Origin of the sequence: Microbacterium sp. Leaf288, from assembly GCF_001422925.1 — a bacterium.
Classification (GTDB): Bacteria; Actinomycetota; Actinomycetes; order Actinomycetales; family Microbacteriaceae; genus Microbacterium.
The window spans coordinates 370189-391884 of sequence record NZ_LMNI01000001.1 but is presented as its reverse complement, the minus strand read 5'-3'; the positions used below and the strand labels follow the sequence as shown (position 1 = coordinate 391884).

The 21696-nt window shown below is 71.0% G+C and carries 18 protein-coding genes and 1 tRNA gene; 4 read left to right on the top strand and 15 right to left on the bottom strand.

Annotated elements, in window-relative coordinates:
- Window positions 1-81 precede the first annotated feature (81 nt).
- The 6 genes from ASF40_RS01680 to ASF40_RS01655 are packed head-to-tail and all read right to left on the bottom strand — an operon-like array spanning window position 82 to window position 7177.
- The gene (locus ASF40_RS01680; protein WP_056365519.1) at window positions 82-1791 is read right to left on the bottom strand and encodes a serine/threonine-protein kinase; all 1710 of its coding nucleotides are present in this window, start codon (window positions 1789-1791) and stop codon (window positions 82-84) included.
- Complete coding sequence (locus ASF40_RS01675) at window positions 1788-3248, bottom strand: peptidoglycan D,D-transpeptidase FtsI family protein (RefSeq protein WP_056365517.1); 1461 nt, start codon at window positions 3246-3248, stop codon at window positions 1788-1790. Before ASF40_RS01675 ends, ASF40_RS01680 begins: the two co-directional genes overlap by 4 nt.
- Before the next feature lies 1 nt (window position 3249).
- Window positions 3250-4644, bottom strand: a complete 1395-nt coding sequence (locus ASF40_RS01670) for an FtsW/RodA/SpoVE family cell cycle protein (RefSeq protein ID WP_056365512.1) — start codon at window positions 4642-4644, stop codon at window positions 3250-3252.
- Window positions 4641-5879, bottom strand: coding sequence for a PP2C family protein-serine/threonine phosphatase (locus ASF40_RS01665; protein ID WP_056365509.1), 1239 nt, complete (start codon window positions 5877-5879; stop codon window positions 4641-4643). The genes ASF40_RS01670 and ASF40_RS01665 overlap by 4 nt, the downstream gene beginning before the upstream one ends.
- An 18-nt stretch (window positions 5880-5897) precedes the next feature.
- On the bottom strand, window positions 5898-6437 hold the full coding sequence (locus ASF40_RS01660) for an FHA domain-containing protein FhaB/FipA (protein ID WP_056365506.1): 540 nt from the start codon (window positions 6435-6437) through the stop codon (window positions 5898-5900).
- Window positions 6434-7177, bottom strand: coding sequence for an FhaA domain-containing protein (locus ASF40_RS01655; RefSeq protein WP_056365504.1), 744 nt, complete (start codon window positions 7175-7177; stop codon window positions 6434-6436). The genes ASF40_RS01660 and ASF40_RS01655 overlap by 4 nt, the downstream gene beginning before the upstream one ends.
- A 158-nt stretch (window positions 7178-7335) precedes the next feature.
- Here ASF40_RS01655 and ASF40_RS01650 point away from each other — a divergent pair.
- Window positions 7336-7419 (top strand) — tRNA-Leu (locus ASF40_RS01650).
- A gap of 60 nt (window positions 7420-7479) precedes the next feature.
- Here the strand turns inward: ASF40_RS01650 and ASF40_RS01645 are convergent.
- The gene (locus ASF40_RS01645) at window positions 7480-7971 is read right to left on the bottom strand and encodes a GNAT family N-acetyltransferase (protein WP_082496838.1); all 492 of its coding nucleotides are present in this window, start codon (window positions 7969-7971) and stop codon (window positions 7480-7482) included.
- Between the two features lie 46 nt (window positions 7972-8017).
- Window positions 8018-8650: a GntR family transcriptional regulator gene (locus ASF40_RS01640; RefSeq protein WP_056365501.1), complete on the bottom strand. Its 633-nt coding sequence runs from the start codon at window positions 8648-8650 to the stop codon at window positions 8018-8020.
- Window positions 8651-9024: 374 nt separating this feature from the next.
- Between ASF40_RS01640 and ASF40_RS01635 the strand changes: the two genes are divergently transcribed.
- A complete protein-coding gene (locus tag ASF40_RS01635) occupies window positions 9025-9231 on the top strand; it encodes a cold-shock protein (RefSeq protein WP_045302013.1) in 207 nt (68 codons plus the stop codon).
- 94 nt (window positions 9232-9325) lie between these two features.
- Here the strand turns inward: ASF40_RS01635 and ASF40_RS01630 are convergent, their stop codons facing one another.
- The 6 genes from ASF40_RS01630 to nucS all read right to left on the bottom strand — a co-directional run bounded on the left by ASF40_RS01630 (window position 9326) and on the right by nucS (window position 17734).
- On the bottom strand, window positions 9326-11416 hold the full coding sequence (locus ASF40_RS01630; protein ID WP_056365496.1) for a bifunctional lysylphosphatidylglycerol flippase/synthetase MprF: 2091 nt from the start codon (window positions 11414-11416) through the stop codon (window positions 9326-9328).
- Between the two features lie 35 nt (window positions 11417-11451).
- Complete coding sequence (locus tag ASF40_RS01625) at window positions 11452-12723, bottom strand: hypothetical protein (protein WP_056365492.1); 1272 nt, start codon at window positions 12721-12723, stop codon at window positions 11452-11454.
- Window positions 12716-13435: an HAD hydrolase-like protein gene (locus tag ASF40_RS01620; protein WP_056365489.1), complete on the bottom strand. Its 720-nt coding sequence runs from the start codon at window positions 13433-13435 to the stop codon at window positions 12716-12718. The genes ASF40_RS01625 and ASF40_RS01620 overlap by 8 nt, the downstream gene beginning before the upstream one ends.
- Window positions 13436-13445: 10 nt before the next feature.
- Entirely contained in the window at window positions 13446-13964 is a 519-nt protein-coding gene (locus ASF40_RS01615) for a MarR family winged helix-turn-helix transcriptional regulator (protein ID WP_056365487.1), read from the bottom strand.
- A gap of 33 nt (window positions 13965-13997) precedes the next feature.
- Window positions 13998-16934 carry a glycosyl hydrolase gene (locus tag ASF40_RS01610; RefSeq protein ID WP_056365484.1) on the bottom strand — a complete coding sequence of 979 codons (2937 nt, stop codon included), beginning with the start codon at window positions 16932-16934 and terminating at the stop codon, window positions 13998-14000.
- A gap of 104 nt (window positions 16935-17038) precedes the next feature.
- Window positions 17039-17734 (bottom strand): endonuclease NucS, encoded by a 696-nt coding sequence (gene nucS, locus ASF40_RS01605; protein WP_045302045.1) that lies wholly within the window; start codon window positions 17732-17734, stop codon window positions 17039-17041.
- A gap of 134 nt (window positions 17735-17868) precedes the next feature.
- On the opposite strand from nucS, the gene ASF40_RS01600 reads away from it, so the two are divergent.
- Entirely contained in the window at window positions 17869-19173 is a 1305-nt protein-coding gene (locus ASF40_RS01600) for a MinD/ParA family ATP-binding protein (RefSeq protein ID WP_056365481.1), read from the top strand.
- A gap of 35 nt (window positions 19174-19208) precedes the next feature.
- Here ASF40_RS01600 and ASF40_RS01595 read toward each other — a convergent pair whose 3' ends face one another.
- Window positions 19209-20438: an MFS transporter gene (locus tag ASF40_RS01595; protein ID WP_056365477.1), complete on the bottom strand. Its 1230-nt coding sequence runs from the start codon at window positions 20436-20438 to the stop codon at window positions 19209-19211.
- Window positions 20439-20535: 97 nt separating this feature from the next.
- Here ASF40_RS01595 and ASF40_RS01590 point away from each other — a divergent pair, with 97 nt between their 5' ends.
- Window positions 20536-21603 carry a LacI family DNA-binding transcriptional regulator gene (locus ASF40_RS01590; protein WP_056366663.1) on the top strand — a complete coding sequence of 356 codons (1068 nt, stop codon included), beginning with the start codon at window positions 20536-20538 and terminating at the stop codon, window positions 21601-21603.
- The last annotated feature ends 93 nt before the right edge of the window (window positions 21604-21696 follow it).

Sequence of the window (21696 nt, the reverse complement as noted above, 5' to 3'; positions counted from 1 at the left end):
CTGGAACATCAGCCACACTAGCCGAGCCCGAGCGGGTCGCACGTGCCGCACGACCCGCTTTGAGGACTCACTCAGCCAAGCTCACGGCGTGGGGGTCGGGATCGGGGCTGCGGCCTCGATCAGCACGGTCGCCTCGCCGGACGCGCCCGACGTGCGGTTGCCCGCGGTGCCGCCGCTGCAGGTGACGGTGTACGTGACGATCACGGTCTGACCGGCCGTGTCGCCCGCGGTCACCGTCGCGTTGCGTGCGTTCTGCGGGAAGTTCGGGCCGTTGGCGATGGTGCCGTTCTGCACCGCGAAGGTGTACGAGCTCACCGAGCCGGTGCCGGACGGGCAGGTGTAGCCGTCCCACATCACCGTCAGGGTGCCGCCGGGCTCGACCGTCGCCGGCGATCCCTGGAACGTCGGGGTGGAAGGTGCCGGCATCGGGGTCTGCCCGGCGTACGCCGTCAGCTCGATGATCGTGCCCTTCGGCACGTTGCCCGTCGGCGAGACGCTGTAGATCTTGCCCACGCTGCCCTCGTCGGGCGCGGCGTTGCCCTCCTGGCAGCTCGCCCCGAGGCCGAGCGTGTCGAGCGCGGCAGACGCGGTGGCGCAGTCCTGCCCGACGTAGTCGTCCGCGACGACGTTCGCCGTGGTCGGTGTCGGCGTCGGTGTGTTGGTCGGCGTCGCGGACGGCGACGCCGACGTCTTCGTCGGGTCCGGCTCGGGTTCGTTGCCCGAGTTCGCGACCACGGCCCAGATCGTTCCGATCAGCACGAGCAGCAGCAGCGCGATGAGCGCGATCAGCGGCCACGTCCAGGGGCTGCGCTTCTTCTTCTCGGTCGTCTCTTCGGTGGGCTCCTCGCCCGGAGCGGGCATGAGGCGGGTCGCCGCGGACGTGTCGGAGCCGGAGGCCAGCAGCTGCGTCGCCGCGTCGCTGCCCGCCGCGACACCCGCGATCGCCGGAACGGCCGCCGCCGCGGCGGCGACATCGCCTCGGCGCAGCGCCGTGGCGGCGCGCGCGACGGCGGCAGCCGACGCGGGGCGCTCTTCGGGCTTCTTGGCGATCATCGCCATGACGAGGTTCTGCACCGGAACGGCGACCGTCGCGGGCAGCGCAGGCGGCTGCTCGTTGATCTGCGCCATCGCGATCGCGACCTGCGACTCGCCCGTGAACGGGCGCTTGCCCGCGAGGCACTCGTACGCGACGATGCCGAGCGAGTAGATATCGGTGGCCGGGGATGCCGGGTGCCCCGAAGCCTGCTCCGGCGACAGGTACTGGACCGTGCCCATGACCTGGCCGGTGGCGGTCAGCGGCACCTGGTCGGCGATGCGCGCGATGCCGAAGTCGGTGATCTTCACGCGCCCGTCGGGCGTGATGAGGAGGTTCCCGGGCTTGATGTCGCGGTGCACGAGGCCCGCCGCGTGCGCGGCCTGCAGAGCAGCGGACGTCTGCGCGACGATGTCGAGCGTCTTGTCGGTCGACAGGGAGTCGTCGCGCTCGAGGATCGTCGACAGCGCCTCGCCGGGGACGAGCTCCATCACGAGGAACGCGCTGCCGTTCTCCTCGCCGTAGTCGAACACGCTGGCGATGCCCTCGTGGTTGACGAGCGCCGCGTGGCGGGCTTCGGCACGGAAGCGCTCCAGGAAGCCCGGATCGCCCATGTACTCGTCTTTGAGGATCTTGATGGCGACAGTTCGTCCGATGACGTGGTCTGTCGCCTCCCACACCTCGCCCATGCCGCCGATCGCTATGCGCGAATCGAGTTCGTAACGGCCGCCGAAGGTCACGCCCTGCGTCGGTCTCATCGTCCCAGCACCGCCTCCATGACCTTCTTCGCGATAGGAGCGGCGATGGTGTTGCCGCTGCCCGATTGTCCTTGCCTGCCGCCGTCCTCGACGACCACGGCGACGGCGACCTCGGGGTTGTCGGCGGGTGCGAACCCGGTGAACCAGAGCGTGTACGGCTCATCGCCCGTGTTCTCCGCGGTACCCGTCTTTCCGGCCACGTCGACCCCGTCTATTCTTGCACCCGACGCAGCACCGTCACTGACATTGGCGACCATCATCGCCACCAGCTCGTCTGCCAGTCCCGTGTCGAGGGCACGCCCGAATTCACTGTCGTCGAAGGTCTTCTGAACGGACAGATCCGGGCCGATCACACGATCCACCATGCGCGGGTTCATCACGATCCCGCCGTTCGCGATGCCGGCCGACACCATCGCCATCTGCAGCGGCGTGGCCGTCACCTGACCCTGGCCGAAGCCGCTCAGCGCGGTCTGCGCGTCGTCCTGGATCGTGCGCGGGTAGCCCGACGGCGTCGAGATGAGCGGCAGCTCGAACGACAGGTTGAAGCCGTATTTCTCGGCCTCTTCGCGGATCGCGGTGTCGCCGAGCTCGACGGCGAGCTCCGCGAACGGGATGTTGCAGCTCAGCCGCAGCGCGTCGGCGAGGGTGACGGTGTCGCCGCCGCCGCACGTCCCGCCGCTCGCGTTGTGCACCACGCTGGACGACTGCGGCAGCTGGTACGTCGCGGGGTTCGGGAGCGTCGACTCGGGCGTGTAGTCGCCTGACGCGAGGGCCGCGGAGGCGACGACGAGCTTGAACGTCGAGCCCGGCGGGTTGAGGTCGCCGGCGATCGCACGGTTCGACAGCGGCTTGCCCGGGTCGGCGACCAGCGCGTCGTACGCGGCGTTCACCTCGCCGGTGGCGTGCGAGGCCAGCACGTTCGTGTCGTAGCTGGGGCTGGTCACCAATGCCAGGATGCGGCCCGTCGACGGCTCGATCGCGATGACGCCGCCCTGCAGGTCGCCCAGCGCCTCGTAGGCCGCGCGCTGCACGTCGGCGTCGAGCGACAGCACGACGTTCGAGCCGCGCGGCGGCTGCCCGGTGAAGATGCGCTCCACGCGCGACAGGAACTGCGATCCTGCCGTGCCGCTGAGCTCCTGGTTCATGGCCTGCTCGATGCCGGTCGCCGAGTTCAGGGCGGGGTTGATGTAGCCCGTGACGGGCGCCCACATGTCGGCATCCGTGTACACGCGCTGCCAGCTGTAGAGATCGCCGGACGGCACCGACGACGCGATGGCCGAACCGCTCGCGATGATCGATCCGCGCTGCACCTCGTACGAGTCGTAGAGCGCCCGGCGGTTCGCGGGGTTCGCGGCGAGCTCGTCGGTCTGGATCACCTGGATCCAGCTCGTCGACCCGAACAGCGCGAGGAACATGATCAGCATCAGGATGCTGAGTCGCCTGAGTTCCTTCGTCATGTCAGCCGATCACCACCCTCGGCCGGCTGCGGACGGCATCCGAGATGCGCAGCAGCAGGGCGACGATGATCCAGTTCGCCACCAGCGACGAACCGCCGGCCGCGAGGAACGGTGTCGTCAGGCCGGTGAGCGGGATGAGACGCGTGACGCCGCCGACCATGATGAAGACCTGAAGCGCGATCGTGAACGACAGGCCGGTCGCGAGGAGCTTGCCGAAGTCGTCCTGACCGGCGAGGCCGATGCGGATCCCGCGGCTCGTGAACACCATGTACAGGCACAGGATCGCGAAGACGCCGATGAGCCCGAGCTCCTCGCCGAGCGCCGGGAGGATGTAGTCGCTCTCCGCGACCGGCGTGAGGTACGGCCGCCCCTGGCCGAGGCCGGTGCCGAGCAGTCCGCCGTTCGCCATGCCGAAGATGCCGTTGACGAGCTGGTAGCTCGAGTTGTCCATCAGCTCGGGGTTGAACGCGTCGAGCCAGTTGTTGAACCGTGCGCCGACGTACGGCAGGATCCGCGACGCGAGGAATGCGCCCGACACCGCGAGCACGACGCCGATGAGCACCCAGCTGGTCTTGCCCGTGGCGACGTAGAGCATCGCGACGAACATGCCGAAGATGAGCACACCGGTTCCGAGGTCGCGCTGCAGCACGATGATGCCGAGCGACACGAGCCAGATCACGAGCAGCGGCCCGAGCTCTCGGGCTCGCGGCCAGGTCATGCCGAGGAAGCGGGTGCCCGTCGAGGTCAGGCTCTCGCGCGTGCGGACGAGATAGCCCGCGAAGAAGATGCCGAGCGCGATCTTCGCGAGCTCGCCCGGCTGGAACGTGAAGAAGCCGAGGTCGACCCACACGTCGGCGTTGCCGCCGCCGCTGAGGCCAGGGATCACGGGCAGGATCAGCAGCACGATGCCGACGAACCCGAAGATGTACGTGTACCGGAACAGCACGCGGTAGTTCTTGAGGAACATCACCACGAGGATCGCCGCGACCAGCGCGATCGCCGCCCACGCGAGCTGCCGCGTCGAGAACGCGTCCCACCCGTGGCGGTCCCCGTACAGATCGAGCCGGTAGATCATCGCGAGACCGAGCCCGGTCAGAAGCGTCGCGATCGGCACCACGAACGGATCGGCGGCGCGGGCGCGCAGGCGCAGCAGGATGTGCAGCGCGATGACCAGGGCGGTGAGACCGCCGCAGTAGACGAGGAACGTCCAGTCGATCACGCCCTCGGAGCCGAGCTGCACGAGCGCGATCGCCGAGCCGTTGATCGCGAACGCGAAGATCAGCAGCGCCAGCTCGCGGTTGCGCTGCGTCTGCGGAACCCGGATGCGGCGCAGCGCCCGCACCACGGCCGTGTCGGTCGAGACGGCGTCGGTCGGCGTGCCCGTGGATGCGCTCATCCGCCGCCTCCCGCCAGGTCGCTGATTCCCGACACGATCTGCCGCGCGTGCGACAGGGAGTTCGCCGAGATGGTCTGTTCCACCGTCGCACGGGCGAAGTCCGAGAGCGAATCGAGAGGGATCTCGGTGTCTTCGTACGGGGTCGACAGCGAGATCGGCCCGATGCCCTGCTGCACGCCCTGGTAGATGACGACGGTGTCCTCGTCGGCGCCGACGTAATACCGGGTCTGCGTCCACTGGTAGCCGATCCAGGCGGCTCCGGCGATGATCACGAGCACGAGTGCGACGCCGGCGATCCAGCCGACGCGGCGACGGCGTGCCCGTCGCCGGTCCTCCTCGATGAGCTCTTCGAGGAACTCCGGGGCCGGTTCGAAGTGGGTCGGCTCGTTCGCCGCCTGGCGGTTCGGGTGCAGCCAGCTCGAACGCCGGGGCGCCGCCGCGGGCACCTCGACGCCGACCGGGTTCGACGCGGAGCCGACGATGGTGGGCGTTCCCGAGAAGAGCGGATGCTGCCCGCCGACGTCGACGATGACGATCGTGACGTTGTCGGGGGCGCCGCCGTCGAGGGCCTGCTTCAGCAGGTTGTCGGCCGTGCGGCCCGGGGCCAGACCCAGCCCGAGCGCTTTGGACGTGTGAGGGTCGTCGACCACGCCCGACAGGCCGTCCGAGCACAGCAGCCAGCGGTCGCCCGGCTGCGTCGGCATGATGAACGTGTCGAGCTCGGGATCGGTGTCCATGTCGCCGAGCACGCGCATGAGCACCGAGCGGCGCGGGTGGTACCGCGCCTCTTCGGGCGTGATGCGGCCCGAGTCGACGAGGCGCTGCACGAAGGTGTGGTCGGTGGTGATCTGCGTGAGGGCGCCGTCGCGGTACAGGTAGATGCGCGAGTCGCCGATGTGGGCGATCACGGCGTAGTCGTCCACCATGATCAGCGCGCTGACCGTGGTGCCCATGCCGGCGAGCTCCGGCCGGACGCCTACGGTGTCGACGAGGTCGACCGCAGCGTCCGAGATCGCGTCGCGCAGCGCCCGCTCCGCCTCGGCGGTCGAGTTGAACGGGCGGTCGAGCCCCTCCAGGCGCGAGATCGCGAGGCTCGACGCGACGTCGCCGCCTGCGTGACCGCCCATGCCGTCGGCCACGACGAACAGGTTGGAGCCGGAGTACCCGGAGTCCTGGTTGTTGGAGCGCACCTTGCCGGTGTGCGAGATCGCGGCGCTCGAGCCCTGGAAGACCATGTGCGAGAGGTCCGCCCGCTACTTCCGCAGCTCGAACGTCGTCGCGCCGACCTTGATCGGGGCGCCGAGGTTCACGGGGACCGGGGCCGTCACACGGGCACCGTCGTGCCACGTGCCGTTCGTCGAGTCGAGATCCTGGATCATCCACTGGTCGCCCCACAGCACCAGGCGTGCGTGGTGGCTCGACGTGTAGTCGTCGCGGACGACGAGTCCCGACTCGCTCGAGCGGCCGATCGTGAGCGGCTCGTTGCCCAGCGGGAGCTCGAGCCCGGTCTTGGGTCCGCTCGTGATGACGATGCGCGACGCGGTGGCGGTCGTGGCGGGTCCGCCGGGCTTGGCGACCGGAGCGGGCGCCGCCGGAGCGACGGGTCCGGTCACGGACGACGCGGCGGCAGCCGGCGCCACGGGCGCGGCGGCTGCGGCGGCCGCAGCATCCGGCATCCGCCTCACCTTCACCCCGAACAGGTCGGCGCGCAGCGAATAGACGACGGCGAAGACGAACGCCCACAGCAGCACCAGGAACCCGATGCGCAGCAGCAGCAGGGTGAGCTCGCTCATGCCAGCGGGCCCCTCTCGTGCGCGTCGAACGCCCGCGTGGCATCGTCGACGGATGCTGCGGGCCGCGGCGCGCTCGCCTGTGCGACGACGCGGAACACGATGTCGGTGCGGCCGATGCGCACGGTCGAGTCTGGCGGGAGCGCCGCTTCGGTCACCTTGCGGCCGTCGAGCATCGTGCCGTTGGTCGAGCCCAGGTCGCGCACCATGGCGCGCTCGCCGTCCCACAGGATCTCGACGTGCTTGCGGCTGGTGCCGGAGTCGGCGACCGTGATGTCGGCGTCGCTGCCACGGCCGATGACCGTGCGCGACTTCGTCAGGGGGATGCGACGGCCTTCGACGTCCACGACGCCGCGCCACGAGACGCGGCCGCCCTGCGCCGTCGACGACTCGACGCGAAGGGTGCCGGTCGCCAGCTCCTCGTCGCGGCGGATCGCGATCGTCACCGGACCTGCGAACGAGTACCCCTGCGCCTTCGCGTGCGCATGGACGAGCGTGTCGAGCTCGTGCAGGAGCGCGTCGCCGAGCGCCGAGATGCGATCGTCGTCGGCGGGCGACAGGCGCACCGTGAACGTGTTCGGCGCGAGGATGCGGTCGCGGCTCACGACCGCCGCCTTCTTGTCGAGTTCGCTGCGCAGGGCCGATGCGATCTCGACAGGCTGAATGCCGCTGCGGAAGGTCTTGGCGAACGCGCTGTTGACTGCGCGCTCCAGACCTTTCTCGAAGCTGTCAAGTAGTCCCACGGAGCTCCTCTAGAGGGGGGTGCCGGTTGCTACATGCTAATTGCACACGCTGTACCCGTCATGGATCGTGCCCTCCCGACAGGAGAGTTCGGAAGGGGCCGCGACGCATGATATCCTCGGCAAGTTGAGTTTCGCGGGATCTCCGGATGCCGCGGCTCGCGCGAGTGGCGGAATAGGCAGACGCGCTGGCTTCAGGTGCCAGTGCCCGAAAGGGCGTGGGGGTTCAACTCCCCCCTCGCGCACAGCGCAGAAGAGGACTCCCGAGAGGGGGTCCTCTTCTTTTTGCCCGCGCCGCCCGAAGGCTACGCGCCGTCGAGGGCGGGCGGGAGCGCGAAGACGATCTCCTCGATCTCGCGGCCGACGCCCGGGGCGAAGTCGACGTTGCGCGACACCTCGGTGAAGCCGACCTTCGTGAGCACGGCGATGGAGGCGGCATTGTGGGCGGCAACGCGGGCGAACAGCGGTCGGATGGGCTCGCGCGAGATGAGGTGGCGCACCGCCGCGGTGGCGACGCCCCGCCCCCACGCGTGACGAGCGATCCAGTAGGTGACCTCGCGGTCGCCGTCGACGGTGAAGGATGCCGCGGTCCCGGCGAATCCGCCGTTCTCCGTGACCACGAAGGAGAGGACGTCGGCCATCGCACGCTGCCGTTCGATCCACGCGTCGAAGGCCGCGCGGTCGTCCGGATCCTCCGCGGTGAATGCGGCCATCGTGATCGCCTCACGGTCGCGCATCATCTCGAAGACGGCGTCGAGGTCGTCATCGTCCAGGGGTCGCAGATCGATGTGGTTCACGCGCTTCACGGTAGCCGCGGCATCCGTCACCGAGGAAGGGCGGGTGTCAGTTCAGGCCGTGGATGCTGCGGAGCAGGGATTCGGCGCGGTCGGCCTCGCGGGAGGCGAACGCGCCGCGGAACTCCTCGTAGGCGGCGGTGCGGCCGATGGGGCATTCGATGAACGGCCGCCAGCCCACCATGTCGCGCCGGATGGCGAACTCGTACTCGCGGACGAACTGCAGGAGCGCGAAGTTGCCGCTCGCGCGGGTGACGACGGAGAAGAACGCGTGGCTGGCCGCGGCGAGAGCGTCGGGGTCGTCGGCGCGAGACGCCGCGATCACGTCGTCGAGCCGCTCCAGCGCGAGCTCCAGCGCGTCGGAATCCGCCCGCCGCGACGCCATGCGCACCGCGAGACCCATGTTGAAGGCGACGAGCTCGACCGTGTCGCTCTGCTGGTTGGGGTGCGACACCCGCGTGTAGCGGTGGGGCGACACCTCCACCAGGCCGGCCCGCTCCAGTCGCTGCAGGGCCTCGCGCACGGGAGTGCGGGAGACGCCGAGCCATTCCGCCAGCTCCTGGTCGCGCAGCCGCGCGCCGGGGGCGAGCCGCCCGTCGAGGATCGCCTCGCCCAGGCGCGCGTACACCTCGTCTCCGAGGACGGCGCGGCTCGGCTCGAGCGGGACGAAGGGGGCACTCATGAGTGGCACCAGTGTACGCCGGAGGATTCACGTGCATAGACCCGCTTGAGCGCGCCTTGAGGAGGCCGTTGAGCGGGCCGTGGGACCCCACCGGAACATGCGGAAACGCTGAGGAAACCGGCCTCGCTCTTGCACTGATATATCGGTACGATGGTCCCTGTCCACGTTACGACGTGGCCTATCCGGGGGGATCCGTCGACGCCCGGGCTTTCGAGCCAAGCTCAGCCCGGGCGGACGATGGTCCCTGTCTCGTCAACGGGCGCTCTGCAACATTTGTGTCACCTTCGCAACTGGGTCTCGCCGCGCGCCCGCCTGTTCACTACGTTGGATGCAATCGCCGCAATCGCGACGAGATCAACGAAGAACGGCAAGTAATGAGCACGCAGGGCACCGTCAAGTGGTTCAACTCGGAAAAGGGATTCGGCTTCATCGCTCCCGATGAGGGTGGCGCAGACGTCTTCGCGCACTACAGCGCAATCGAGTCGAGCGGGTACCGCTCCCTCGAGGAGAACCAGCGCGTCGAGTTCGAGATCGCGCAGGGACCCAAGGGCCTCCAGGCCGAGAACATCCGCCCGCTCTGAGCGGCGGACCGATCGTTTCACGCGGTCGAAGCCGCGGTATCCCATGGGTGGGTGCCGCGGCTTCGTCGCGCGCGCCTGCGCCGGCCGTGGGGCCTCAGTCGCGGTCGCCGCGGACGAGTTCGAGTCCTGCCCCGGCGAACTGACGCAGGGTCGCGTCGGGGAGGAACGCTCGGGTGAGTGCTCCGCCGATGCGGGTGAGGTCGCTTTCGTCGCGGAACAGCAGGTACATGGTCTCGTACCGTGGGTGGAATTTCTCCTTGAAGCGGTGCAGCGACTGGAACCCGTAGACCGGTTCGAGCGCGTCGGCGAGCTTGTCGCTGAGCGCCGCGATCATTCCGGCGTCCGAGGGGTAGTCGTGGGCGAGCGGCGCTCCCGACAGTGACATGATCTCGGCGCCCTCGTCGGAGAACAGCCGCGCGGACGAGCCGATCAGGTACTCCATGACGGGGCCGAAGCCGCCGTCACGGCGGCGCATCAGGTCGAGCGTCCAGCCCCGGGCGACCTTCTGCGCGCCGTCTTCCCCGGGACCGTAGACCGGCAGCCAGGACAGGAACCCGTCGACGTCGCCGTTCGGGGCGAGCGCGAGGGCGAGGCGCACCTCGGGGTCTTCCGCCTCGACGAGGGTGCCGAGCGTGAACCCCATCTCGGGCAGCCCCTTCTCACCCACCCACATCTCCGAGATCGCCCGCAGCTGCTGCTGCACGCCCCACGACTCGTCCTTGAGGTGGGTCATCCGGAACGTCATCTCCTCGCGTCCGGCGCGGTTCAGCGACGAGCGCACCGAGTTCCACCGTTTGCCGGTGAACTCCAGGCCGGGAAGGTCGACGATGGTGTCGTCGGCGACGACCAGGCTGCGCCAGGTCGCGGGCACGGCGGCGCGGGTGGCCTCGTCGGCGCTGAAGAAGCACGGGATCAGTCCCGCCCGTTCGGCGTCGTGGATGAACTCCTCGACGGCTGCCGTGCGCGACGCCGCGGGTCCGATCGGGTCCGCGAGGGCGAGGGCGACACCGTTGCGGCGCTGGTAGGCGACGATGCTGTCGGTGGTGCGGGCGTAGCTGTTGCCCTCCCAGGTCGTCATCCACGACAGGGTGCCGCCGCCGTGGGTGTGCAGCATCCGTTTCACGTCGTCGACGACCGGTGCGGGCTGATGACCGATGCGGGACTTGCGGCGGGCGCGGAACGCGCGACGCACCCAGATCAGGTACACGAGCATGAGCAGCCACATCACGCCGCCCGCGAGGGCCAGCTCGGTCTCACCGTCGATCGTCGCCTCGACCTGCGCCTGCGAAGCGATGATGAACGCCGCGACGATGAGCATCGCGAACAGGATGTTGAGCACGGCGAGGATGATCGCGACGACCCAGGTCCACCGGCGCCCGCGGCGCAGCCCGTTGGCGACCACCAGGATCACGACCACGTCGATCGCGAGGTCGACGAAACCGCCCGACGCCGGCTCGGTCGGCCCGAACGGGCCGTCGGTGGGCACGAGGATCGTGATGATCTCCACCGCGCCCAGCACCAGCACCGCGATGAAGGCGATCAGCCGCTGCTCACGCACCGTGGTGCGCTGGACGCGGAGCGAGCGATCCACGAACAGCACCAGGAGCACGGCGAGCAGGTGCTCGAGATCGGCCAGCGCACCCCAGAACAGCATCGCGATGAACACGAAGCCGAGCAGCACCAGCCAGCCCCGCACCCGCCAGGGCGGACGCAGCAGCCCGACCGCCGCCGCGATGCACGCCATCGTCCCGCCGGACGGGCCGACATCCAGCGCCGCCGCCTCAGCCTGCGCCCACACCCACGGCAGCAGCGAGAGCACCCACAGCAGCAGCGCGGCCGCGAAGACCGCGAACAACTGCCCCACCCACAGATAGCCCAGCGCCGCGCGCCAGCCGCGACGCCACTCGAGGTACGCCATGCCCACGAATCCCGTGATCGTGAACACATAGACCCACGGCTGGTTCACGAAGAACGTCCCCGTCACCGGCGTCCACCACCGCCCGGCCTCCAGAGCCGGAAGCCCGTAGGCGACGACATCGAACAGGTCCGAATCCTCGAACGGCCGCCACAACCCCTGCCAGATGACACCCGCCGCCAGGACCAGACCGATCATCGTCAGCGTCGCCGGAATCCGCCCCACCCCGGCCAGCACGCGGTTCGGTCTCTGAGTCGCCCCGTCGCTCATGGGCTTCACGATAGCGGGGGTCTTCCCGCTGTCGCTTATCCGAGCGGGCCGGTCTGGCGGGCGAATTCGGCGAGGGCCTTCGCGTCCTCGGCGTCGCGCATCGCACGGCGGGCGGCGTCGAGCGCGGCGACCGGGTCCTGCGCCTGGCGCGCCTGGGCGAGCTCGCTCTGGGCCGACAGCAGCCGCGAGCGCGCGTCGGCCCCGGCACGCGAACGGGACACGGATGCCTCGGCCTGTGCCAGTGCGCCGCGCGCGGCGGCGAGGGTGCCCGGAAGGGCGGTGCGCGCGCCGCGCAGTCGCTGCTGCGAGGTGCGGGCGTCGCCGAGGGCGAGGTCGAGCCGGCTGCGCAGGCGCGCGATGGCGTCGACCGTGCGGGTGGGGTGGCGGGCAGCATCCGTCTCGATGCGGTTCAGCTCGCCGTCGATGGCGTGCAGCTCCGCGCCCAGCCGTGCGGCGTCGGCGGCGTCGAGGTGCTCGCGCGTGACGGAGGCCTGGCGCAGCGCCGTGCGCGCCGACGCGATCTCGTCGGGCACGGCCTGCGCCGCCTGCAGCACGAGGCGGTGGGTCTCCTCGAGGTTGCGGGCGTCCGCCTCCGCCTGGCGGAGCGCCCGTTCGGCGGCGGCGAGATCGGGGAGGGCGCTCAGCGACGGGTCGCCCGCACGGGTCGCGGCGGCGTCGAGGTGACGTTCGGCGGCGGTCACCTCGGACAGTGCGGCGTGCGCCGAGCGCGAGGCATCCCGCCATTCCTCCTCGGCGAAGCGCGACGACAGCTCGGCGACGAGCGCGGCCGGATCGCCCATCGACGCGCGCAGTCCGGCGAGACGGCGGCGGGCGGCGTCGATCTGCCCGGCCGCCGACACGTTCGCGGTGACCCACGCGCCGTGCTCGTGGCGGGCGGCGGCGACCGTCGCGAGTGCCTCGCCCGTGCGGCGCTCGATCCGCGCGGAGACGCGGCGCACCTCGTGCGGGCCGACGGCCGGGTCGCTGATCGCGCGGTACTCCTCGAAGGCGTCGTCACGCACGTGCTGCGCCGTGAGGCGTGCCCGCCGCAGCGAGGCGGGGGCGTCCCCGCCGTAGAGGGCGCCCGAGAGGCCGACCTCGAGGTCGAGCTCGCCGACCTCGTCGTCGAGCTTCACGAGCGTCGCGCCCGCCTTCGCTCTCGCCTGCTCGGCGGCGGCGCGGGCTCGCGGGGAGCGACGCGCGCGGCGTACCGCCCACACGATGGCGGCGACGGCGATGGCCGTCACGCCGAACACGACCAGGGCCGGCACGAGCCACCCCAGGATCGCGGCGGCGAGCTCAGGCATCGGCGACGCCGGCGGTCGCGGCCGCAGTCTCGTCGGGGTGCTCGCCGAACAGCAGCAGGGCGCGGAGCTGGTCGACGTCGTCGACGACCGCCTGCGCGCCCTCGGACTCGTGCGGCCAGCTGAAGCCCCACCGGACGAAGATCACCGGCACGCCCTGCGCCGCGCCGCCCTCGACGTCGTGGTGCCGGTCGCCCACGAGCACCGGACGGCTCGTGTCGACGCCCGCGGCCGCGAGGCGCCGCAGCGCTTCGGCGACGATGTCGGACTTCGCGCTGAGCGTCTTCTCGTCCGGCGTCGCGCCGACGATCGCGGTGAGCGAGGTCGACAGGTCGAAGTGGTCCATGAGGGCGACGACCTGCACCTCGGGCTTCGAGCTCGCGGTGGCCTGCGGGATGCCGCAGGCCGCGACATCCGTGATCAGCTCACCCACTCCGGGGAAGAGCTTGGCGCCCGTCGTGTACCCGTCCGCCTTGCCGAGCGTGCGGTAGAAGGCGACGGCCTCGGCCGACTGCTCGGGCGTCATGCCGACGTTCACCTGGAACGACTGGTACATCGGCGGGCCGATCCAGTGCACGAGCTCGGCGCGGGTCGGCGGGCGCTTGCCGAAATGCTCGAGGGCGATCGTGAGGCGACGGAGGATGCCGTCGGACGCGTCGACGATCGTTCCGTCGACGTCCCACAGCACACAGGTCCACGGCGATCGGCTCGGCATAGGGACCAGCCTATGCGGAGGCGGCCCTGCGCTCCGAGACGGAGCGGTGCACGCGGGCGAGGCGCGCCATCATGCGCCGCAGATCCTCGATCTCGGCCGGGGACCAGTCGGCGAGCACCGTGCTCATGTTCGACTCGGCCGTCGACATGATGCGCTCGCCGATGCGGCGGCCTTCGTCGGTGAGCGCGACGAGCACACCGCGGTCGTCATCGGGCGCCGCAACGCGCACCACGAGGCCCGCGCTCACGAGGCGGCCGACGATCTTGCTCATGTTCGTCGCGGTCTGCCCGAGCGCCAGCGACAGATCGACGGGCCGCATCGCGCCGTTGTACGACAACTGGTTGACGACGAGGAACATGCCCATGTCGTCCACCGGGAACGCGACCCGCGCCATGACGTCGCGGCGCACGCCGGTGCTGTCGGCCCAGTGCACGATAGAGGCGAGCGACAGCCGGAGGTCGAGCGGGTCGGGCGCGATGACCGGGCTCAGGTCTGCAGAGGCGTCGGTGTCGACGTCACCTCTGGCCATCGCCTGCTCGTTCCTCTCGCTCGGTCCCGGTCGTCACTCCTCGCGCAGCAGTCGGACCGGGCCGAGAAGTCCGTACTCGCGCAGGACCGCGTGCTGCATGTGCTCCTCGCCGGTCAGCTGCGCGCCGATGTCGGGGATGCGCTCATAGTATCCACGGGCGCGGAGCCGGTTGTTCAGCGAACTCGAGACGCGGACGGTGATCGCATTGTCACCGGGACGGATGCTGCCGCTGACGTCGACGACCGGGTGCGCGGTGTCGAACCCGCGCTCGGGACCGTCGCCGACACGCACAGACCCGAGCCCGCCGCCGGTCGAGCCGAGATCGAGGAGGTATCGCGCGCCGTCCGCGACCTCGGCGACCGAGAGGACGGCGGTGTACTCGCCGACGCCGGAGACCTCGGCGCCGACGCCCGAGATCTCCGACCACGGTGCGAGCTCGATGGTGCCGGCGTCGAGCCGCGTCACGGCGGTCGTCGGGCGCACCTCGCGAGAGACGTAGCCGAGGCCGCGGTCCTCCTCGAGCACTTCGGGCTCGCCGGCGTCCCAGCTCTCGACGACGAGGCGCCACGCCTCGGCCCGGGCGACCTCGGTGACGGCCGGGGTGGGCGAGTCCGCAGCATCCGTCGTCTTGTCCAGCACCACGATCGCGACCTCGCCGGGCGCGAGCGTGAGCGCGACCACGGTCCGGTCGTCATCGCGCTGCGCGCCGCGGTGCGGACGCAGCTCGCCGGTCCAGGCGTCGAGGCGGTGCACCGCACCGGTGCCCTCCAGGCAGATGCGCACCGTGGTGGGCTCGGTCGTCTCGTAGAGGAAGTGGTACGCGTACAGGACCGCGAGGCCGTCGTCCTCCCGCAGGTGCGTCAGCACGTGCGGATCGTCGGACTCGAAGCGCGCACGGCCGCCGGCGCCGAGCTCGTCGAGGGCGGTCACGACGCCGGAGGGCGCGGCGACGCGGACCCCCGGCATCCCTCGCAGCTCCGCCATGATGGCGGCGAGCTCGTCGTCGCGTCCGTCGAGACCGGGGGTGCGCGCCGCCGCGGTCTCGTGCGTGGTGTGGCGCCCCTCCATCAGCGACTGCACCTCGCGGGCGCCGTCGACGACCACGAGTCGCAGGCCCCGCTGCGCCCACGCGAGCAGGTGCGCGGCGACGTCGGGGTCGAGGGTCTCCTGGTACACGACGAGCGCGCGGTAGCCGGGGCCGGAAGGCTGCACCTCGTCGCCGTCGAACAGGACGTCGTCGCGCAGCAGCAGGGACCCGTCGAAGAATTCGTAGGTGATGCCGGCGTCCTGCATGCCGAGGTCCTGCCACCAGAAGTTGTCGCGGTCGCGCATCCACATGGTGCCGTAGGCGACCTCGTCGGGGATGCGCTCGCCGCCGTCGCCGGTCAGCGAGAGCCCGACGAGGTTGTCGGTGAAGTGGTCGGTGCGGAGGATGCCGACGTCGATCCGCGGGCGGCCGCGTCGGAGCGCATACTGCAGCCGGCCGATGGCGGCGGTCCAGAGGGGGTAGAACTCGGAGCCCGGCTGGCGCGTGTCGAAGCGCTCGGAGAACATCGGCCACATGCCCTCGTGGCCCGGCCACTCGGTCACGCCCTCGGCGCCGGCAGGGCTGGCCCACCCGTGCAGCACGGTCTTGGTGATGCCGGCGGCCAGCTGCGTCGCGATGATCTGGTCGTAGAAGCGGTGGTCGAGCATGTGGTTGCGGGTGGTCGCGCCGGTCTCGGACGAGTACTGCTTGCCGAACAGGTGCGCGGGGCCGGCGAGCAGCCGGTAGGCATCGATCTGCGCGCCGAACTCCAGCGACTCCGTCTCGATGCCGTCGACCTCCGGGCCGGGGCGGGTCAGCTCGAACGGCAGCCCGTAGCTGATCTCGGCGCGCAGGGTCATGCCGACGCCGTGCAGGAACTCCGCGAACGGCCGCAGCATGTTCTCGATGTACAGGTCGGTGAACGTGACCACGAGGTCGTGGCGCACCTTGTCGACCGTGATGCGGTCGGCGTCGTCGGCGGGCTGGTGGTGGTAGAGCGTCGAGACAGCCATGAACGGCACGTCGCGCGTGAGGAAGGGCAGCCACGGCACCACGTCGTAGCCGCGGCGGGCGCGGAACTCGTCGACGACCGTGTGGCCCCAGAAGAGCCCGCCGGCGCCGAACGTCGACAGCTCGAGCGAGTCCATGTACATCTGCGCACGGGGGTTCTGCGCGATCTGCGCGCGCAGCTCGGGGGTGAGCACGACCTCGTCCCAGTAGGCGATCACGGCGTCGACGCCGTCGCGGTCGATGTAGTTGACGGTGTAGTTGACGGATGCCGAGGGCTCCGCGGTCTGACCGGTCCCGTGCAGCCAGTAGAAGAAGACACGCCAGTCGCCGTCGCCGTCCGGCGCCGTCCACTCCAGGGTGTCGTCGGTGACGGATGCCGTCAGCTCGGTGAGCGACGAGGCATCCAGCACCCCCGCGTCGGCGTCGACGACCCTGGCCGCGACGACGGCGACGAGGTGCTGGTCGCGGATCGTGCCGCGCCCACCGGGAAGGTGGCGAGCAGCGGCGGGTGCCGCGAGGTCGATCCGGAGGAGCGGGCCGGAGCGGCGCTCACCCGGGGCGAGCGTCTCGGACGCCACGTCGAGCTCCTGCGCAGCAGCGCGGTCGTCGGGCGTGATCGTCGGGAGGTTGGCGTTGGACCAGTTGGTGCCCGACGTGAAGCTCACCGACATGCCGCGGCGGGTGGTCTCCTCGACCACGACCTGCGAATCGTGCACCCACTCCTCGGAGCCCCAGCCGTAGCGCGCGTGGTCGATCGCGCCCTCGTCCATGGCGAGGAACTCCATGCCGCCGAAGCCGAGGCGATGCGCGTCGTCGATCTCGCGTCTGAGCGTCGCGTCGCTGTGCAGGCCCTCGGCGAGCCACCAGCGCAGCTCGGGGCGGTATTCGATGGCGGGTTCGGCGATCTCACGCCGGAAGTCGTCGAGCGTCATTGCTGCAGCATCCGTTCGGGTAAGTACTGTCCTCGCGACAGTATGTACCGTCCCCACGACACGACACAAGACCCCGCCGCAAACAGGGAGGCCGCGCGGAGGGTTCAGAACAGGCGCGGGGCGCCCGACTCGATGCCCTTCATGCCCTCGTAGTCGAGGGTGACGCAACGGATGCCGCGGTCCGCGGCCAGCACCTTGGCCTGGGGTTTGATCTCCTGGGCGGCGAAGACGCCGGTGACCGGGGCGAGGTGCGGGTCGCGGCCGAGCAGTTCGAGGTAGCGCGTGAGCTGCTCGACGCCGTCGATGTCGCCGCGGCGCTTGACCTCGACGGCGATCGTGCCGCCTTCGGGGTCGCGCAGCAGGAGGTCGACCGGGCCGATCGCGGTCGGGAACTCGCGGCGAACCAGCGTCAGGTTCTCGCCGATGACGTCGACCTGCTCGGCGAGGAGGCGCTGCAGGTCGGCCTCGACGCCGTCCTTCTGCAGGCCCGGGTCGATGCCGAGCTCGTGCGACGAGTCGTGGATCACTTCGTAGATGCGCACGAGCAGCGCGTCGCCGGTCTTCGCGTGCGTCACGCGCCAGTGCTCGAGCACGCCGGCGGACGCCGACTCCTCATCGGGCACCTCGACGTCGAGCCGGCACGGCGGGCTCATCCAGTTGAGCGGCTTGTACGAGCCGCCGTCGGAGTGCACCAGCAGCGACCCGTCGCCCTTGTGCACCAGCAGGCGCGTGGCGAGGGGAAGGTGGGCGTTGAGCCGCCCGGTGTAGTCGACGGAGCAGCGGGCGATGACAAGACGCACCCGACGAGCCTAGCCGCCTGCGTCAGCTTGCCCGCAGGCTCGTCGGATAGCCTTTGCCCTCGTTGCCTGCGCCTCGCCGCGCGGCCCTGAGACCCCGGCCCCCCACGCCACCCCTTTCGTCCGGAGAAGAACCGATGAACTCACGTCTGCCCGACGCGACCGTCCACATCCTGTCCAGCACCGTCGCCGAGCTCCACGTCGGCAGCGACGTGGCAGAGGTCGTCGCCCCCGACAGCCTTGCGCTGCGCGACCGCGTGGTCGAGGAGATCCGTCAGCTCGCCGCATCCGCCGGCGAACCGGCGCACGCGACCCTCGTCGAGGGCTCGTCGCGCTGGCCGCTGGTGGTCCACCCGGACGGCACGTACGACGAGGCGCTCGAGGAAGCGGCCGTGGAGCCGGCGCCGGCGCCGGTGCCCGCTCCCGCCCCGGTGTCGGCCCTTCCGGTCACGGCCCCCACGCCGGTTCCCGCCGTGCCGACGCTCGCGCCGGTCGCGGAGGACATCGCGCGGCCGACCGTGCAGGATCTGCTCGACTCGCGCGGCGGCGGAGGCCGCCCCCGGGCGACCACGGGCTGGCAGGGCGCCGTGCGGCGCGCGACCGGCGGCCTGATCTCGCCGGCGCCGGGCCGTGTCGAGCGTTCGCGCCTCGACCGCGAGAAGCGGGTGCAGCGCCGACTCGACGCCCCCCGCACGATCGTCGTGCTCAACCCCAAGGGCGGCGCACACAAGACGACGAGCACCCTGCTGCTGGCCGCCACCTTCGGCACGCTGCGTGGCGGAGCGACGCTCGCGTGGGACAACAACGAGACCCGCGGCACGCTCGGCTGGCGCGCGCAGCACGCGCCGCACCACCGCACCGCCGTCGACCTGCTCGAGGACCTCGACGAGGCCTCGAACTTCCGCGGGTCCAGCCTCGCGGCGCTCGACCACTACGTCCGCACGCAGGTCGACGCCCGCTTCGACGTGCTCGCCTCGGACGAGGATGCCGCGGCATCCTCGACGATCGACGCGGCGGCGTTCGACCGGCTCCACGCCCTCCTGCGCCGCTACTACCGCCTGATGATCGTCGACACCGGCAACAACATGCGTGCCTCGAACTGGGTCGCGGCCGTCGCCGCCGCGGACCAGCTCGTGATCGTGTCGACCGTGCGCGAAGACACCGCGGCCAGCGCCGCGTGGCTGCTGGACGGCCTGCGCGAGAAGGGCTTCGGCAGGAAGATCGACGAGGCGGTCACCGTGCTCACGGCCCCGTCCTCCCGCCCCGACCGCAAGCTCGAGTCCCGCCTGTCGCAGCACTTCGAGCAGGTGACGTCGGCGGTCGTGAACGCTCCGTTCGATCCGTCGCTCGTCGACGGCGGCCCGATCGACTTCGACGCGCTGTCGCCCGAGACCCGCGACGCGTGGCTCACCGTCGCCGCGACCGTGGCCGACCGGCTCTGATCTGAGCCGACCCGGCTCCCGGCGTCGGCGCCGCCTCAGTGGTGGGCGTGGCCTGCGCCGACCTTCGAGCCGGCGATCGGCTTCGCGGCGCCGGAGGCGAGCCCCGACATCGCGATGAGGGCGACGATGATCCACAGGGTGGGCAGGATGCCGATCTCGTGGCTGATCCAGCCGAGGATCGGCGGGCCGCACAGGAACGCCAGGTACCCGATGGTCGCGGCGGCCGAGACCGATGCCGCCGCCTTCTTCGGGTCGTCCGCCGCCGCGGACATGCCGAGGGGGAAGCCGAGCGATGCGCCCGCGCCCCACAGCGCGATGCCGACGAAGGCGATCGGCAGGTTCGGCGCGAGGATGAACATGACCAGGCCCACGCCCGCCGCGATCGACAGGATGCGCAGCGACCACACGCGGCCGATCCGGTCGACGAGCGGGCCGCCGAGGATGCGGAACGTCGTCATCGCGACCGAGAACACCGTCAGCGCGATCGCGCCGACCGCCTCGGTCTGGTCGTGGCCGTCGACCATCGCGATCGTGAGCCAGTCGTTGGCGCTGCCCTCGGCGAACGCCATGCCGAGCATGATCGCGCCGATCGCGTAGGTTCGCGGGTCGCGCCAGACCGCCGCGATCTCGGCGAAGCGCTCGCGGCGCGTGACGCTCGTCGCGGGGTCGTCGTGCGTGCTCTCGCGCACGGGGACGGCGCCGAGCGACAGCAGTCCCGCAACGGCGACGAGAAGTCCGGCGGCGCCGAGGTGCCAGCCCACGCCGATCCCCAGGGCGGCCATCGCCACGCCGAGCCCGGCACCCGCGACGGTGCCGAGGCTGAAGAAGGCGTGGAACAGCGGCATGAGCGTGCGCTCGAATGCCTGCTCCACCGCGGCCGCCTCGACGTTCATCATGACGTCGGTGGCGCTCATTCCGAGGCCCATGAGCCCGAGACCGATGGCGGCGACGACGTACGACTGCACGAACTCCACGCCGACGCCTGCCACCACGACGCCGAGCGCGAACGTGATGATCGTCGCGAACATCCCGCGCCGCGCCCCCCAGCGCGCCACGATCACGTTGGCCAGCGAGAGGCCCACGATCGACGTGACGCCCGAGACGAACAGCAGGACACCGACCTGGAGGTCGTTGATGCCCAGGTCGTTCTTCACCGCCGGCAGTCGCGACGCCCACGACGCGAAGCCGACTCCCATGATGAGGAAGATCGTGAAGATCGCGGTGCGCCAGGCGACCAGCTGCCGACGGGTGAGCGCGGTATCCATCCGCACATGTTACCGAATCGATTCGACCGGGGCTGAACGGGGCCTGGCCGAATCGATTCGACATCACGTATCCGTGACGGGATACCATCGTGACAGCATGAGCCGTCAGGACACCGGCACCCGCCGCGCCACGATCTCGGACGTCGCCCGCGAGGCAGGCGTCTCGCCGTCGACCGCCTCCGTGGTGTTCAGCGGCAAGACGCCCGTGTCGGACGCGACCCGCCGCCGCGTGCTCGACGCGGCCTCCGCCCTCGGCTACACCGGCCCCGATCCCCGCGCCGCCTCGCTGCGCCGCGGCCGCTCGGGCATCGTCGGCGTGGTGTTCGAAGAGCACCTGGGCACCGCGTTCCTCGACCCCGTGAAGACGCTCATGATGGACGGCCTCGCCGACGCCGTCACCCCGCTCGGCGCGGGGCTGCTGCTCCTGCGCGACCACGAGCCCACCGGAAGCGGCCCCTCGCTCACCACCGCCCCGCTCGACGCCGCCGTGCTCATCGGCTGCAGCGGCCTGCTGCGCGAGTCGCTCGAGACCGTCAAGGCACGCGGCATCCCGGTCGTCGTCATCGAGGGGGATGCCGGCGACGACGTGCCGCGCATCGGCCTCGACAATCGCGAGGCCCAGCGCCAGGCCGCGAGCCACCTGCGCGCGCTCGGGCACCGCGAGATCGCCATCGTGACCCTGCCGGCCCGCGTGGACTGGCAGCGGGGCTGGCTGCACGACGACACCGCGGTCACCGTGGACGTCACCCGCGAGCGGCTCGCCGGCGCCCTCGACGTGTTCCCCGACGCCACGGCCTACGCCGCCGCGGGCAGCTTCATCGACGAGGGGTTCGCGGCCGGCCGCGAGATCTTCGCCGACCCCGACCGCCGGCCGACCGCCGTCATCGCGCAGAGCGACCTGCTCGCCGCCGGAGTGATCCGCGCAGCGGAGGAGACCGGGCTGCGCGTGCCGGAGGACGTGAGCGTCACCGGCTTCGACGGCATCGTCGTCGACGGCCTCGCTCCGTACGAGCTGACCACCCTCGTGCAGCCCGCCACCGACAAGGGCCGTGCCGCAGGCGCTGCCGTCGCCGCGATGCTGGAGGGCACCCCCGCGGCGTCGATCCGGTTCACCTGCACCTTCCGTGAGGGCAACACCACGGGGCCGGCACCCGCGCTCGCCTGAGACCCGCTCGAACGCCCTCGACCGACGGCGATGTATGCCGCCCGGGCGATCGGGTGCGACGCGCCCGTTAGGATGGTTGCTGACACCCCGATC